The organism is Nocardiopsis sp. LDBS0036 (assembly GCF_041228755.1).
Classification (GTDB): domain Bacteria; phylum Actinomycetota; class Actinomycetes; order Streptosporangiales; family Streptosporangiaceae; genus Nocardiopsis; species Nocardiopsis dassonvillei.
In genome coordinates this window covers 715,825-730,568 of the sequence record NZ_CP141103.1, presented here as the reverse complement: position 1 = coordinate 730,568, position 14,744 = coordinate 715,825, and the positions used below count along the sequence as shown (strand labels likewise).

The 14,744-nt window shown below is 74.7% G+C and carries 14 protein-coding genes; 7 read left to right on the top strand and 7 right to left on the bottom strand.

Going from position 1 to position 14,744, the window contains the following annotated elements; all coding sequences use genetic code 11:
* Window positions 1-31 precede the first annotated feature (31 nt).
* Window positions 32-586, bottom strand: coding sequence for a hypothetical protein (locus UIS43_RS02875; RefSeq protein ID WP_370012362.1), 555 nt, complete (start codon window positions 584-586; stop codon window positions 32-34).
* A gap of 223 nt (window positions 587-809) precedes the next feature.
* Window positions 810-1,433 (bottom strand): TetR/AcrR family transcriptional regulator, encoded by a 624-nt coding sequence (locus tag UIS43_RS02870; protein WP_013152871.1) that lies wholly within the window; start codon window positions 1,431-1,433, stop codon window positions 810-812.
* A gap of 99 nt (window positions 1,434-1,532) precedes the next feature.
* Here UIS43_RS02870 and UIS43_RS02865 point away from each other — a divergent pair, with 99 nt between their 5' ends.
* The 3 genes from UIS43_RS02865 to UIS43_RS02855 all read left to right on the top strand — a co-directional run bounded on the left by UIS43_RS02865 (window position 1,533) and on the right by UIS43_RS02855 (window position 4,713).
* A complete protein-coding gene (locus UIS43_RS02865) occupies window positions 1,533-3,038 on the top strand; it encodes an MFS transporter (RefSeq protein ID WP_013152870.1) in 1,506 nt (501 codons plus the stop codon).
* Between the two features lie 234 nt (window positions 3,039-3,272).
* Complete coding sequence (locus tag UIS43_RS02860; RefSeq protein ID WP_013152869.1) at window positions 3,273-3,578, top strand: hypothetical protein; 306 nt, start codon at window positions 3,273-3,275, stop codon at window positions 3,576-3,578.
* A gap of 274 nt (window positions 3,579-3,852) precedes the next feature.
* Window positions 3,853-4,713: a universal stress protein gene (locus UIS43_RS02855; protein WP_370012360.1), complete on the top strand. Its 861-nt coding sequence runs from the start codon at window positions 3,853-3,855 to the stop codon at window positions 4,711-4,713.
* 188 nt (window positions 4,714-4,901) lie between these two features.
* Here the strand turns inward: UIS43_RS02855 and UIS43_RS02850 are convergent, their stop codons facing one another.
* Genes UIS43_RS02850 through UIS43_RS02840 form a run of 3 tightly spaced genes read right to left on the bottom strand, consistent with a single transcriptional unit; the run spans window position 4,902 to window position 7,803 of the window.
* Complete coding sequence (locus UIS43_RS02850) at window positions 4,902-5,771, bottom strand: citryl-CoA lyase (protein ID WP_013152867.1); 870 nt, start codon at window positions 5,769-5,771, stop codon at window positions 4,902-4,904.
* A complete protein-coding gene (locus tag UIS43_RS02845; RefSeq protein WP_013152866.1) occupies window positions 5,768-7,012 on the bottom strand; it encodes a CaiB/BaiF CoA-transferase family protein in 1,245 nt (414 codons plus the stop codon). Before UIS43_RS02845 ends, UIS43_RS02850 begins: the two co-directional genes overlap by 4 nt.
* Window positions 7,009-7,803, bottom strand: a complete 795-nt coding sequence (locus UIS43_RS02840; RefSeq protein WP_370012358.1) for an IclR family transcriptional regulator — start codon at window positions 7,801-7,803, stop codon at window positions 7,009-7,011. The genes UIS43_RS02845 and UIS43_RS02840 overlap by 4 nt, the downstream gene beginning before the upstream one ends.
* A 306-nt stretch (window positions 7,804-8,109) precedes the next feature.
* On the opposite strand from UIS43_RS02840, the gene UIS43_RS02835 reads away from it, so the two are divergent.
* The 4 genes from UIS43_RS02835 (at window position 8,110) to UIS43_RS02820 (ending at window position 11,723) form a co-directional block, all read left to right on the top strand.
* Window positions 8,110-9,099 (top strand): tripartite tricarboxylate transporter substrate binding protein, encoded by a 990-nt coding sequence (locus UIS43_RS02835; protein ID WP_071621994.1) that lies wholly within the window; start codon window positions 8,110-8,112, stop codon window positions 9,097-9,099.
* Window positions 9,096-9,710, top strand: coding sequence for a tripartite tricarboxylate transporter TctB family protein (locus UIS43_RS02830; RefSeq protein ID WP_013152863.1), 615 nt, complete (start codon window positions 9,096-9,098; stop codon window positions 9,708-9,710). The genes UIS43_RS02835 and UIS43_RS02830 overlap by 4 nt, the downstream gene beginning before the upstream one ends.
* A complete protein-coding gene (locus tag UIS43_RS02825) occupies window positions 9,711-11,267 on the top strand; it encodes a tripartite tricarboxylate transporter permease (RefSeq protein WP_013152862.1) in 1,557 nt (518 codons plus the stop codon).
* Window positions 11,268-11,381: 114 nt separating this feature from the next.
* Entirely contained in the window at window positions 11,382-11,723 is a 342-nt protein-coding gene (locus UIS43_RS02820) for a hypothetical protein (RefSeq protein WP_013152861.1), read from the top strand.
* Between the two features lie 131 nt (window positions 11,724-11,854).
* On the opposite strand, the gene UIS43_RS02815 is transcribed toward UIS43_RS02820, so the two are convergent.
* Together UIS43_RS02815 and UIS43_RS02810 are read right to left on the bottom strand one after the other, a co-directional pair.
* On the bottom strand, window positions 11,855-13,456 hold the full coding sequence (locus UIS43_RS02815; RefSeq protein WP_358453528.1) for a sodium:solute symporter: 1,602 nt from the start codon (window positions 13,454-13,456) through the stop codon (window positions 11,855-11,857).
* A 4-nt stretch (window positions 13,457-13,460) separates the two neighbouring features.
* Entirely contained in the window at window positions 13,461-14,678 is a 1,218-nt protein-coding gene (locus UIS43_RS02810) for an anhydro-N-acetylmuramic acid kinase (protein WP_013152859.1), read from the bottom strand.
* Between the last annotated feature and the right edge of the window lie 66 nt (window positions 14,679-14,744).

Here is a 14,744-nt window from a genome sequence, read left to right as displayed (position 1 = left end):
ACGGGGTGAGGCGACCGCGGCATGGGGCGCGTCACCCGCCGTGCGCCGCTTCCCGCGCGTAGGACCTGAAGAGCACGTCGCGTTCCGTCCACGACTCGTGGAGCAGCTCACCGCGCACCTCGCCCCGGACGGTTCCCAGGAGAAGGTCGGTGGTGGGCAGGTCGTGCCTCTCCCACACCTCGCCGCTCCGGTCCGAGATCCGGATCGGGTACGCGTCGGCCGCCGTCCCCGGTGAGACCTGCCAGTAGAGCGTGACCCCCGCTCCCGTCGAGGCCCAGGGCAGCAGTCCGGAATCAGGGGCGAGGTCGTCGGGCGGCTCCACGACCCCGTCCTCGAACAGGTCCTGGAGCTGTCGGTACTCCAGCCCCGACCGTTCGAGATCGACGTGCCTGAGGCCGGGGCCGGGCGCCGGAACGTGGAGCCTCAGGAAGCCCAGCCAGAGTCCGCCGCCCCCCGCGTCGAGGAGGTCACGGTAGTCCTGCGGCACGGACGCCCCGATCCGGTGCTCGACCTGTTCCCAGTCGAACGGGTCGGCCGGCGGCGCCGGGCGTGCCGCCTCGATCAGCCGCTGGACACTGATTGTCATGCGGGTACGCCCCTCGGGAGTGCTGGTCGTCGGACATGTGAGGCCTTCCTGGTCGGGCGCGGCGAAGCCGACGTCAGCCGGCGCCGCGGGTCCGGCCGACGAGACCACCGCGAGGGGCCTCGTCCTCGACCCGGCCGCGCGGTCCGGCCTCCTTCCCGACCACCCGTCAGTGCCGGAACCCGTGTTCGCGCTCGCGGCCGGAACGGCGGCGGCCGGGGGCCGGTCAGCCCTCCGCGCCGGGGCCGGGCACGTGGAGGGCGGCGATCTCGGCGAGCACCCGCTCCCGGGCCGCCCCGGCCGGGTGGACGTCCACGAGCACGTAGTAGGCCAGCCCCTCGGCCAGGGCGACGAGCGCGACCGCACGCTCGGCGGGGTCCAGGGTGCGGGGCACCGCTCCCCCGTCCTGACCGCGGCGCAGCAGGTCCGCGACCCGGCCGTGGAAGCGCGCGTACTCCTCGCGCATGCGCCGGGCGATGGCCTCGTCGGACAGGGCGAGCGCGGTGAAGGCCTGGCGGACGCGCATGTGGGCGCGCGTGGCGTCGTCGTAGGGGATCAGCTCGGTGAGCACGGTCGTCAGGAGGCGGCGCGGGTCGTCGCCCGGGCCCGCCTTGGCGGCGATGCGCGCGGAGCTCAGGGCGTTGCCCCGGTCGAAGGCGGCCTCGATCATCTGGTGCTTGGCGGGGAAGTAGTGCTGGACTCGGCCGGGTGAGACCCCGGCGCGGGCCGCCACGCTGGTCTGGGACACGGCCGCCATGCCGTGTTCGGCCGCCACGGCGAGGACCGCGTCGGCGATCTGGAGGCGGCGCTGTTCGTGCTCGGCTCCCGGCCCGCGCGTCGGTGCGCTCATCCGACCCCCTTATCGATGTATGCACATTGCTTTGTGGCCACGTCGACACTACCGTTCAAATCAATGTAACCACATTGCTTTGCTGGAACGAGGTGTCACGTGCCCCGAACCCGGACGGGGGAGACGACCGCGCGCCTGCTGCTCGCCCTGGTGTGCGCCGCGCAGCTCATGGTGGTGCTCGACGTGTCGGTGGTCAACGTCGCCCTGCCCTCGATCCGCTCCTCCCTGGGGTTCTCCGCGACGGGGCTGCCCTGGGTCGCCCACGCCTACACCCTGGCCTTCGGCGGCCTCCTGCTGCTGGGCGGGCGGCTGGCCGACCTGTACGGACACCGGCGGGTGTTCGCCGCCGGGCTCGCGCTGTTCTGCGCGGCCAGCCTGCTGGGCGGGGCGGCCCCCTCCCCCGTACTGCTGGTCACCGCCCGCGCGCTCCAGGGAGCGGGCGCGGCGGTACTGGCCCCCGCGACCCTGACCATCCTGACCGCCTCCTTCCCCGAGGGGCGGGCCCGCGTGCGTGCGCTGGCCGCCTGGACCGCGGTGAGCGTGGCGGGCGGCGCGGTCGGCAACCTCCTCGGCGGCGCGCTGACCGAGGCGCTGTCCTGGCGGTCGGTCCTGCTGGTCAACGTGCCCGTCGGCATCGCGGCGCTGGCCATGACCCCCTACCTCCTGGGCCGGGAACGCCACGACCGCGACCCGGCCAACACGGGTCAGCGTGACCGGGAGCGCCACGACCGCGCCCCTCACAGCACGGGTTCTCCTGGCCGGGACCCGCGTGGCCGGAGCCCGGGAGAGGGCCGCGGCGGACGGATCGACCTGCCCGGGGCGGTGACCGCGACCGGCGGGACGGTCGCGCTCACCTACGGCCTCACCCGCACGGCGGAGCACGGCTGGGGGGACCCGGCCGCGGTGGCGGTGCTGGCCGCGGGCGTCCTCGCCCTGGCGCTGTTCGCCGCGGTGGAGTCCCGTGCGCCCGCTCCCCTCCTGCCGCCGGGGCTCCTGCGCCGCCGCGCGGTCTGGGCGGGCAACGCCATGGTGTTCCTGGCCGGAGTCTGCTTCCAGGTGCCCATGTGGTACTTCCTCACCTTCTACATGCAGGACGAGCTGGGCTTCGGGCCGCTGCTGACCGGCCTGGGCTTCCTGCCGCACACCCTGGTCACCATGGCCGTGGGCTGGCTGGTCACCCCGTGGCTGATGGGGTTCGTGCGGGCGCGAACGCTGATCGGGGTCGGCTGCCTCACCGCCGCGGCGGGCTTCGCCTGGCAGGCCGCGGCGGTGACCGAGCAGACCTACGCCGCGGCGGTGCTGGGGCCCGCGGTCCTCATGTCCGTGGGCGGCGGCCTGTTCACCACTCCGCTGACCGCCGTCGTGACCTCGGGCGCCGCCCCCGGGGACGCGGGGGCCGTCTCGGGCCTGATGAACGCGGCCAAGCAGACGGGCGGCGCCCTGGGCCTGGCCGCGCTGATGACGACGGCCGTCTCGGGGCACGCACCCGAAGGGGAGGCGTACGGCTTGGTCTTCGGCCTGCTCGCGGCCGTGCAGCTCGTGGCGGCCGCCCTGACACCGGTACTGCCGCGCGAAACGCGACGGGATCCGTCCGAGGGCGCGTGAGCCCTCCGAAGGTTCAAGAACCCCTTTGACCTGCGCTGACCCTCCCGGGGGACACGCCGACGGGCTTCCCCGCCGGGGTCACTCCGCCAGCCCGATCGAGGAAAGACGCATCAATATCACACTTGGGGGTAGCGCAACAGACAGGAACGAGGAACGTGCTCCGTTCGTCATCATCCGCCCGGCGGCGGGGTGGCCGACCGGGACACGGGACCGACAGACGAGGAGGAAACCGCCATGAGGAACCCCCTGAGGACGGCGAAGAACCAGCTGATGCGGCGCACCGGACTGGCCCGCCCGGCACCGGGCGGGCGCCCGCGTGCGGGTGGGCGAACGGGTGGACGCGGCAGCGACCCCCTGGCGATGGCCCAGCGGTTCGCCCGGTCCGCGGCCCGGTCCCGGGGCGGCAGCCCGATGGGGCGCGGCGGCCCGGATCCGCTACGGGGTCCGGCGCGCCGGACGCCCCCGGGCCGACGGAGCCCCGGCGGGCAGGCCCTGCGGTGGATCAACTCCCTGACCCGGAGGCGCAGGCCCCGCATCTGACCCCGGGCGGCGGACCCGGTTCGGCGCGTCGGGCGCCGGGCGCGGAGGACGACGGTTCCGGAAAACACAGCGTGACGCCACGGCATGACACCGCGGGGCGGGCCCCTTGGAGGCCCGCCCCGCGGCCGTGTGCGGCACGCCCGCCCCGGTCCCGGGGAGCGGGCCGGGGCGGACCGGGCGGGACTCGCCCGGAAACCGGGAGCGGCCGCTCCTGGAGCCCTTCCTGGTGATGATGGTGGGTGACGCGGTGGTGACGAGACCAGTGGAGGTTGTCATGGAGCGGTCGGTCCTCGTCGGGGTGGATGGTTCCGATGAGAGCCTGCGGTCGGTGGAGTGGGCCGCGGCGGAGGCCGCCCGGCGGCACTGCCGCCTGCGGACGCTCACGGCCCTCCCCGCGCCGTCGCCGGACGCGGCCTTCGTCTGGCCCGAGGAGGAGATCCGCGCGAGCGCGCGCGCCGTCCTGGACCTGGCCGAGGAACGCGCGTCGGCCGCGGCCCCCGGTACGGCCGTGGACCGGGAGGTGGTGATGGACTCCCCCGGCCGGGCGCTGCTGGAGCGCGCGGGGCAGGACGGGACGGCCCTGGTGGTCGTCGGGCACAGGGGGCGCGGCGGGTTCTCGGGGCTGAGGGTGGGGTCGGTGGCCTACCGCGTGGCCGCGCAGTCGTCGGTGCCGGTCGTCGTGGTGGGGCCGCGGCCCGCGGCCGACGCCAGCGCCGAGGTGGTGGTGGGGGACGACGGGTCGGCCTCCGCGGAGCGGGTCGTGGCCGAGGCGTTCGAGGCAGCCTCCACCGGGGGCGGGCCGCTGCGCGTCGTGCGGGTCCGGGAGTCGGCGCTGCCGTTCCTTCCCCCCGCGGTCGCGTCGTCTCCCCGGGCCCGGGAGAGCGGCCCAGGCGATGGACTCGCCCTGGAGCGCGCGGTCGGGCCCCTCCGTGCCCGGTACCCGGAGGTGGAGGTGCGCACCGAGGTGGTGGACGGCCGCCCCGTCGCGGCGCTGACGGACGCGGCGCGAGCAGCGCGGCTGCTCGTGGTCGGGGCGGGAGGCGAGCACGGACTGACCCGCCTGGCCCTGGGTTCGGCGGCCCACGGGGTACTGCACCGCTCCCCCTGCCCCGTCATGGTGGTCCACACAGGTTGACGGGGCGGCGGGACGCGCGGCCCCGGGGCCGACCGGCACGAGCACGCCGCCCCGGCACCGTCCCGGGCGCGCGGAGCACAGCCCGGCGACCGCGGACCCGGGCCGTCCAGCCAGGTCACGCGGAGGGGGAGCGGGCACCGGACCGGACGGAGGTATCCGGCGCCCGCCGTCGGGGGGACTCTGCGCGGTCAGTCCCGACCGGGGTCCGCAGAGAGCCGCGGGTCGTCGGCGGCGAGGTGGCGGGTCGCGGGGCCGTCGTAGCCCGCCAGCACCGCCCTGGGCAGGGGCCCCTTGATGCGCGACCCGCTCTGGTGCTCCTCCCAGGCGTGGGCGAGGATGCCCACGGAACGGGAGAGGACGAACAGCCCCCGGGCCAGCTCCGAGGGGAAGCCCAGCGAGGCGTAGACGACGGCGGTGGCGGCGTCGATGTTCATCGGCACGGGGCGTCCGCGCCCCCTGGCCAGCGCCTCCTCCAGCGCCAGGGCGGCCTCCAGCGGTCCGGCGGGGACGAGGCCGTCCTCGACCGCCTCGCGCACCAGGCCCAGCAGCGGGTCGCGGCGTGGGTCGCGCGGGTGGAAGCGGTGGCCGAAGCCGGGCACGTACGCGCCGCGCCCGCGGTACTCGGCGACCACCTCCTCGGCCACCCGCGCCACCGGGGTCCCGTCGGCGACGCGCCCGGCCATCTCCTCCAGGAGGGCGACGCACTGCTGGCCCGCGCCGCCGTGCACGTCCCCGAGCAGGTTGACGCCGGTGGCGACGGCGTTGTTCAGGCCCACCCCGCAGCTGGCCGCCATCCGGGCGGCGGCGATGGAGGGCGCCTGGGGGCCGTGGTCCACGGCGGCGACCAGGGCGGCCTCCAACAGGCGGGAGCGGCGCGGGTCGGGCAGCTCGCCGCGCAGCATGAGCCAGACCGTGTCCACGAAGGAGACCCGGCCGATCAGCTCCTGCACCGGATAGCCACCCGGTTCGATCTCGCCGGGGGCGATCCGGATCAGCCCGGTCCGCCACCAGAGGCCGATCTCGTCGTGGGTCATGGACGGCGTGTCGATCGTGCTCATACGGCCCGCTCCTCGCGCAGTGCGTCGATCTCCTGGTCGCTGAACCCCGCCTCGCGCAGCACCTGCTCGGTGTGCTCGCCCAGCAGGGGCGGCGCCGTGCGCGGGCCCAGGGGCGCGCCGTCCACGCGGACGCCGCTGCCGAGCACGCGCAGCTCGCGGTCCTCCCCGCCGGGGAAGGGCAGCGTGTGCACCAGTCCCCGGTGGGCCACCTGGTCCAGTTCCAGCGCCTGGGCCACGGTCAGCACGCGGGCGGCGGGGACCCCGACCCGGGCCAGCTCGCGCTCCCACTCCAGGGCGGTCCGGGTGCCCAGGTGCTCCTCCAGGGCCTCGCGGAGGGCCTCGCGGTGGGTCTTGCGGTCCTCGCGCTGGGCGAAGCGGGGGTCGCGCGCCAGTTCGGGCGCGCCCACGACCGCGCACAGCGCCTCGAACTGCTCCTGCTTGTTGGCGGCGATGTTGAGCGCGCCGTCGGCGGTGGCGAAGGTGCCCGAGGGAGCCGCCGTGGCGTTCTCGTTGCCGATGGGGACCGGTTCCACACCCGCGGACAGGTAGTTGGACACGCCCCAGCCCATCGCGGTGATCGCGGTCTCCAGCATGGACACGTCCACGCTGCTCCCCCGGCCGGTGCGCTCCCTCCTGACCAGGGCGGTGCTGATCGCGAAGGCGGCGGCGAGGCCGCCCAGGACGTCGGCGATGGGGAAGCCCGCGCGCAGGGGGCCGGTGCCGGGCGTGCCGGTGGTGCTCATCATCCCCGACAGGCCCTGGATGATCTGGTCGTAGGCCGGGCGCCCGCTCAGGGGGCCGTCGGAGCCGAACCCGGACACCGCGCAGTAGACCAGGCCGGGGTTGACCGCGCTCAGGTCCTTCCAGCCGAAGCCCAGGCGCTCCAGCACGCCCGGCCGGAAGTTCTCCAGCAGCACGTCGGAGCGGCGCACCAGGCGGGTCATGGTCTCCCGGCCGCCGGGGGTCTTCAGGTCCAGGGTCAGGGAGCGCTTGCCCGCGTTCTGCGCCAGGAACGACGCGCCCAGTCCGCGCCCGTTCAGCTCCGCCGAGGCGCCGAGCTGGCGGGCCAGGTCCCCGGAGCCGGGGACCTCGACCTTGACCACGTCGGCGCCCATGAGCGCCAGCTGGTACCCGGCGTAGGGCCCGGCCAGGACGTTGGTCATGTCCAGGACGCGCACCCCCGCGAGCGGCAGGGTCCTCTCCCCGGCCTCGGAGCCTGTGTCGGTGTCGGTGTCGGTCAACGTCTCTCCTGTGTTCCGGGTCCCACGGTCCCTCCCGAGGGGTCGAGCCCGATGTCGGTGATGCGGCGGGCGGCGTCGACCACCGCCGTGGTGAAGCCCTCCACGGCGGCGTCCGTGAAGCGGGCGGTGGGTCCGCCCACGGCCAGCGCGGCGACCGGCGCCCCGCCGGCGGGGCCGTAGACGGGCGCGGCCACGCCGGAGGCGCCCCGCTCGCGCTCGCCGTGGCTGACGGCGAAGCCGCGTGTGCGGGCCAGTTCCACCTCCCCGCGCAGGCGGCTGACGTGCCCGGGGCCGTGGGGGGATGCGGCGGCCACGCGCAGCAGCAGGGACTCCCCCGCGCCGATGAGCAGCACCTTGCTGGCGCCCCCGCCCCACAGGACCATCTCGTCGCCGACGTTGACGACGTGGCGCAGCCGTTGGGGGCCCTCCTCCTTGGCCACGCACACGCGGGTGGCGTCGGCGCGGACGTAGAGGTTGACGGTCTCGGCGGTGTCGGCGACGAGTTCGCGCATGACGGACCGGACGGCCTCGGGCACCTGCCAGACGGCGTGGGCCAGGCGCGACCAGCGCAGCAGGCTGGGGCCGACACCGACCTTGCCGTCGGGAGCCGTCCACAGCAGTCCGCGCTGCTCCAGGGTCGCGACCAGCCGCAGGACCGTGGTCTTGGCCAGGCCGGTGCGCTCCACCAGTTCCCGTGTGGAGTAGCGCTGGTTCCTCTCGTCGAACAGGTCGAGCAGGTCCAGGGCGCGCGCGACGCTGCGCACGGTGCCGCCGGAGTCGCCGTCAGGCATCCCTCCCCCTTCCGTTTGGTCCACTAGGTGGTTCATAAGGACCGCTAAGTGGAATCGCGCCGTCAGCGTAGCGCAACCCCTCGGCGCACGGCCAGCCCCTCCCCGAAGAGCACCTCCATTGGCGGGAACCGGACTGGCCTGCGCAGAAGGGAAGACCAACAGGGGACTGTGCGCCGCAACACACTCGTTAACAAAAGGTTTCGAATCGGCATTGACAGTGCTCACGGGGGCTCGCATGATTTCCCAGACCACGAAACGGTCCCGTTGGACCACCTGGTGGACCAGTGGGCCGAAAGGGAGTGAAGGATGAACAGACAGCGGATCCTCCGCGCGTCGGGGGCCGTGGCCACCGCGCTCCTGGTGGGCGCCGCCGCGACGAACGCCGCGCTGTCCGACACGAACGCGTCGGAGGCCCGCGCCAGGATCGACATCGTCGTCCCCGCCGACCCCGGCGGCGGCTGGGACCTGGTGGCGCGCGAGGCGCAGCACTCCCTGCGCGTGAACGACATCGTCGACAACACCCAGGTCCTCAACCTCCCCGGTGCGGGAGGGACCATCGGCCTGGCGCAGACGGTGCGCCGCGAGGGCAGCGCCACGACCCTGATGACCACGGGCACCGTCATGATCGGCGGCATCATCGTCAACGACTCGGCCCAGACCCTGGAGGACGTGGTGCCCATCGCCCGCGTCGCCGACGACTACGAGGTCTTCGTGGTCCCCGCCGACTCCCCGCTGGAGGACATGGGCGACCTCATCGAGGCCTGGCGGGAGGACCCGGGCGCGGTCGCGGTCGGCGGCGGTTCCCTGGGCGGCACCGACCACCTCCTGGCGGGGCTGGCCGCCCAGTCGCAGGGCGTCGAACCCCAGGCCGTCAACTACATCCCCTTCGCGGGCGGCGCGCAGGCGCTCACCTCGCTGCTCTCGGGCAGCCTCGACGTGGGCGTCTCGGGCTACAACGAGTTCAGCGACCAGGTGGAGGCGGGCAACATCCGCGTCCTGGGTGTCTCGGCCCACGAGCGCGTCGAGGGCATCGACGCCCCGACCCTGCCCGAGCAGGGCGTGGACGCGGTGCTGCCCAACTGGCGCGGGTTCATGGCCCCGCCCGGCATCACCGGGGCCGAGCGGGCGGAGCTCACCGCGATCGTGGAGGAGATGGTGCGCACCGACGAGTGGCGCGACACCCTCCAGCGCAACCGCTGGGACGACACCTTCCAGAGCGGCCCCGAGTTCGAGGAGTTCCTCGCGGCCGAGATCGAACGCATCACCGACGTCACCGAGGACCTGGGGCTTTCATGAGCCAGCACAGCACGACACCCACCGCCCCGGGCGGGCCCGGCGCGCGGCCGCGTGAGGAGCGGCCCACCTGGTGGAGGGGGCGCAGCGAGATCTTCGTCGGCCTGCTCACCATCGGCATCGGCGTGTTCGTGGGCGTGCAGACGCTCACCATGCACGTGCCCGACAACTCGGCCTCCCCCGGCCCCCAGCTCTTCCCCGCGATCGTCGCGGTGCTGATGCTCGTCCTCGGCGCGGCCCTGGTCGTCCAGGTGGCCCTGCGCCCCGCGGCGCCCGAGCCGGAGGGGACCGACCACCCCGGCGGCGACGCGGGCGTGGTCGGCGACCTGGTCGAGGGGCGCGGCCCGTCCGCGAGCGCCCCCGCCGCCCACAGCGACTGGCGCGCCGTGGGCACCGTGCTCGGCGCGGTGGTGCTCTTCGCCCTGCTGTTGCAGCCGGTGGGCTGGCTGCTGTCCGGCGCGCTGCTGTTCTTCGGCGTGACCTGGGCCTTCGGCGGCAGGCGCCCGCTGTTCGAGGCCGCCGTCGCGCTGGCCTACTCGTCCGTGGTCCAGCTCGCCTTCGTCGGCGGGCTCGGCCTCAACCTGCCCGCCGGAATCCTGGGAGGGGTGCTGTAAGTGGAGACCCTGAGTCTGCTCGGCGGCGGGTTCGCCGCCGCGCTCTCCCCCGAGAACCTGCTGTGGGCGTTCGTGGGCGTCCTGCTGGGCACCGCCGTGGGCGTGCTGCCCGGCCTGGGCTCGGCCATGGCCGTCGCCCTGCTGCTGCCCGTCACGTTCAAGCTGGACCCCACCGGGGCCTTCATCATGTTCACCGCCGTGTACTACGGCGGCCTGTTCGGCGACTCGACCACGTCGATCCTGATGAACACGCCCGGCAACAGCTCCGCGATCGCCACCGCGATCGAGGGGCACAGGATGGCGCTCAAGGGCCGGGCCTCCCAGGCCCTGGCCACGTCGGCCATCGGCGCGTTCACCGGCGCGGTGGTGGCCACGACGGTGGTGGCCTTCTTCTCGAAGGTGATCATCGACATCGCCCTGCGCTTCGGCCCGGCCGAGTACCTGGCGCTGGCGGTCCTGGCCTTCGTCGCCACCTCGGCGGTGGTGGCCCAGTCCATGGTGCGCGGGCTCATCGCGCTCTCCATCGGCCTGGCCATCGCGATGGTGGGCATCGACGCCCAGAGCGGCGCGGCCCGCTTCACCCTGGGTGTCCCCTCCCTGTTCGAGGGGATCAGCGTGGTCACGGTGACCGTGGGCCTGCTCGCGCTGGGCGAGGTGCTGCACGTGGTCTCGCGCGTGCACCGGGGCGGGGGCGTGGGCGACAAGCTCATCACCGGCACCGGCACCCCCTGGCTGAGCGGGCGCGACCTGCGCCGCGCGATCCCGGCGTGGATCCGCGGGCTGGGCTTCGGCCTGCCCTTCGGCGCGATCCCGGCGGGCGGCTCGGAGATCCCGACCTTCCTGGCCTACGGCACCGAACGCAAGCTCTCCCAGCTCCGGGCGCGCCGGGGCAAGCGGCCCGACGAGTTCGGCGACGGCGCCATCGAGGGCGTGGCCGCGCCCGAGTCGGCCGCCAGCGCCACCGCCGGAACCGCGATGGGCGCGCTGCTGGGCCTGGGCCTGCCGACCTCGGCCACGGCCGCGATCATGCTGGCCGCCTTCCAGCAGTACGGGATGCAGCCCGGACCGCTGCTGTTCGAGCGCAACGCCGACCTGGTGTGGGCCCTGCTGGCCAGCCTGTTCGTCGGCAGCGTCATGCTGCTCATCCTCAACCTGCCCTTCGCGCCGCTGTGGGCCAAGCTGCTGCTGATCCCGCGGCGCTACCTGTACGCGGGCATCACCGGTTTCGCGGCGCTGGGCGTGTACGCCGCGTCCTACTCCATCACCGACCTGTGGCTGCTGATCATTCTGGGGCTGCTCGGGTTCATGATGCGGCGCTACGAGATCCCGGTGGCGCCGGTGCTCATCGCGGTCATCCTCGGTCCGCTGGCCGAGACGGAGCTGCGCCGGGCCCTGGCCATCGGCCAGGGCGACGTGGGGGTGCTCTTCGCGGGGCCGATCACGATCGGGATCTACGCGGTCCTCGTGGCCGCCGTGGCCCTGGTCGCCTTCCTGCGGATCCGCGCCCGTGCGCGTTCGCGCGAGGCGCGGCGCGAGGAGACCGTCGACGCGGGGTGAGCGTCGCGTGCGCGGGGGGCCGGTCCGGGGGGTTGCCACGGACCGGCCCTTCTCGTGTGCGCGGAGGCGGGCACGCCGGACGGCGGTGTCGGTGACCCGCCGTAGTCTGCGCGCATGGCACAACCCGACGACGCCCCCCGCAGCCCCCTGGACATCCGGCGCTTCGCCGCCCGGGTGCGCGCCGAGTCCGTGGCCCAGAGCTGGCGGCGCGGCCACCGCAACGTCACCAGGCTGGCCGACGCCTACGGCGTGACCCGCGACACCGTCTACGCCGACCTGCGCGGCCAGGGCGTCGATCCGGCCGATCGGGACGCGCCCGTGGAGGAGACCCCCGTCGAGGAGCCCCCGGGGTGCCCGCTGTGCGGTGCCGCGGTCGCCGAGGACGGGTTGCACGACCACGTCAGCGGGCACGGCCACGACGCGCTGGTCTCGTGGATCGTCGAAAGCGTCTCCTGACCCGCCCGCGCCACGGGGGACGGGGCCCGACGGGTGCGTGTTCCGGGCCGGCCCCCGCTACGGGTGCGAAGGCGGGCACACCGTCCGCCGGTGCGGCGGAGCCTCGGCGCGGGCCGGGGCCGGACCGGGGGTCAGGGCCGCTCCCCCTCGTCCGCCGGGGTGGGCTCGCCCTCCGCGCGGGGCGCCCGGCCGGTCGCGGCGCCGGAGCCCTCCCCGGTTCCGGTGTCGGAGGGCTCCCCGGTTCCGGTGTCGGAGGGCTCCCCCGGCATCTCCTCCGGCCGGGGCGCGGCGTCGCGGTGGCGCAGCGACAGCAGGTAGCCCAGGCCCAGCACGATGGTCGTGCCGATGGCGGTGTACCAGGTGAAGCCGACCAGGTCGGGCTGGAAGAGGAACAGCCAGACCATGGTGGCCACCGCGACCGCGAAGGAGACGATCGCGTCGAGCTGGCGGGCCCGGCGCACCCACAGCCCCAGGAAGAACGCGCCCAGCAGGCCGCCGTAGGTCAGGCTGGCCACGGACAGGCCCAGCTCCACGACCGGGTTGTCGGTGCCGGTGAACATCGCCGCCGCCCCGATGAAGACCAGCCCCCAGCCCAGGGTGAACAGCCTGCCCAGCCGCAGGCCCTGGGCGTCGGTGAGCGTGCGCCTGCTGAACCGCTCGTACAGGTCGGCCATGGTGGAGGAGGACAGCGCCGACAGCGAGGACGACAGGGTGCTCATCGCCGCGGCCAGGATCCCCGCCAGCAGCAGGCCCGACAGGCCGGCCGGCAGCCCCTCCACGATGAACGTCGGGAAGAGCTCGTCGGAGTTGGCCAGGCCCAGCTCCTCCACCGAGGCGCCCTCGTAGTAGGCGTACAGCGCCAGGCCCACGGCCAGGAACAGGGCGAACTGGAAGAACACCACGACGGCGCTGCCGATCACCGCCTTCTGGGCGTCGCGCAGGCTGCGGCAGCCCAGCAGCCGCTGCACGATGATCTGGTCGGCGCCGTGGGAGGCGGTGGAGAGCAGGGCGCCGCCCAGGACCGCGGTGACCGTCGCGTAGGGGGCCGAGACCGGGTTCGAGGTGAAGTCGAGGAACTGGGTCTTGCCCGCGTCGGCGGCCACCGCCAGGAAGTCCGCGTCGAGGCTGCCCGCGATGACCGCCAGGGCGGCGACGCCGCCGACCGCGTACACCGCCATCTGGAGGACGTCCACCCAGACCACGGCCCGGATGCCGCCGACGAAGGTGTACAGGACCGTGACCGCGCCCAGCAGGGCGATGATCGCGAAGTAGGACAGGTCCACCCCGTAGGAGCCCAGGATGATCTTGACGGGGATGGCCGCCGCGAACAGCCGCACCCCGTCCGCGAGCAGCCGCGTGAACAGGAACGCGACCGAGGCCGTGCCCTGCATGCCCCGGCCGAAGCGGATGCCGAGGTAGGCGTAGGCCGTGGTCATCTCGCCCCGGTAGTAGCGGGGCAGCAGCACGAAGGCCACGACCACCCGCCCGATCAGGTAGCCGACCGCCACCTGGAGGAAGGTGACGTTGCCCAGGTAGGCCACGCCGGGGATGCTGATCACGGTCAGGGCGCTGGTCTCGGTAGCCACCACCGACAGGCACACCGCCCACCAGGGCAGCTGCCGGTTGCCGATGAAGTAGTCCTTGATATCGCGCTGTCGGCCGGAGAGCCTGAGGCCGAGCCAGGCCGATCCCAGCAGGTACACCGCGATGACCACGAGGTCGATTGTCTGCACTGCGCTACTCCGGGGGGTGGGGGTCGGGGGCCCGCCGGTCCCGTGCCCCGACGCGCAGGCGCGCGGGGACGGTGGCCGCGGGTTCGGGGAGCCGGAGCGGTGAGGCGCCCGGCGTGAGGCGTCCGGCCACCGGCGCGCGGCGGGCTCCGGTGCAGGAGGGCACGGATCCGGGGAGCCCGTGCCAGGTGAGGAAGCCGATCAGCGCGAACAGGTAGGCCTCCTTGGCGTCGCTGTCCAGCCCCAGGGCGTCGAACGCGGCCAGCCTCGCCGGTCGGAGCCGGTCGGCGAGGCGTTCCATGAGGACCGGGTTGCGGGTGCCGCCGCCCGAGGCGAGCACCTCGACCACGCCGTGGGGGCGCAGCGCGTCGGCGACGGTGGCGGCGGTGAGTTCGACCAGGGTGGCCATCAGGTCCCCGTCGTCGGGCGTGCCGGTGGCGCGCAGCGCCGCGTCGAGGTAGCCGGGGCCGAACAGCTCCAGCCCGGTGGTCCTGGGCGGGGGCAGGCGGTAGTAGGGCTCGGCGAGCAGGTGCTTGAGCAGGGCGGGGTCGGGGCGGCCGGAGCGGGCCAGGGCCCCGTCGGCGTCGAAGTCGGCGCGTCCGCCGCTCACCCGGCGCGCGGCGGCGTCGAGCAGAGCGTTGCCGGGGCCGGTGTCGAAGGCCAGCGGCGCCTCCCCTGCCCGCAGGACGGTGACGTTGGCGATGCCGCCGAGGTTGAGGGCGGCGGTGGGTTCGGGGCGCGCCCCGAGCAGGAGGGCGTCGAGCAGGCTGGCCAGCGGCGCGCCCTGCCCGCCCGCCGCCACGTCGGCCGTGCGCAGGTCCGAGACCACGGGCAGGCCGGTGGCCTCGGCGATCCAGGCGGGCTGGCCCAGTTGGAGGGTGCCGTGGACCGTGGCGCCGTCGGCCCGTTGATCGGCCCAGTGGAACAGGGTCTGGCCGTGCGAGGCCACCAGGTCGGCCCGTCCCCCGGCGAGTTCGCCGACCGCGCGCAGCGCCGCGTCGGCGAACGCCCGGCCGATGCGGGTGTCGAGCCGGCAGACGGCCTCCATGGTCGTGCGGGCCGGGGGGAGCGCGGCGCGGATCTCCTCCCGCAGGTCGCCCGGGTAGGGCTCGGTGCGGTGCCCCAGCGGGGTCAGGAGGACGAGGTCCCCGTCCAGGGCGAAGCGGGCGGCGGCGACGTCGATGCCGTCGGCCGAGGTCCCCGAGGACAGGCCGACGACGATCACGCGGCGCCCGCCCGGGGTCGGCGGGTCCGGGTGAGTGCGTGCGGCGCGGGTCCGGCCGTGGACTCA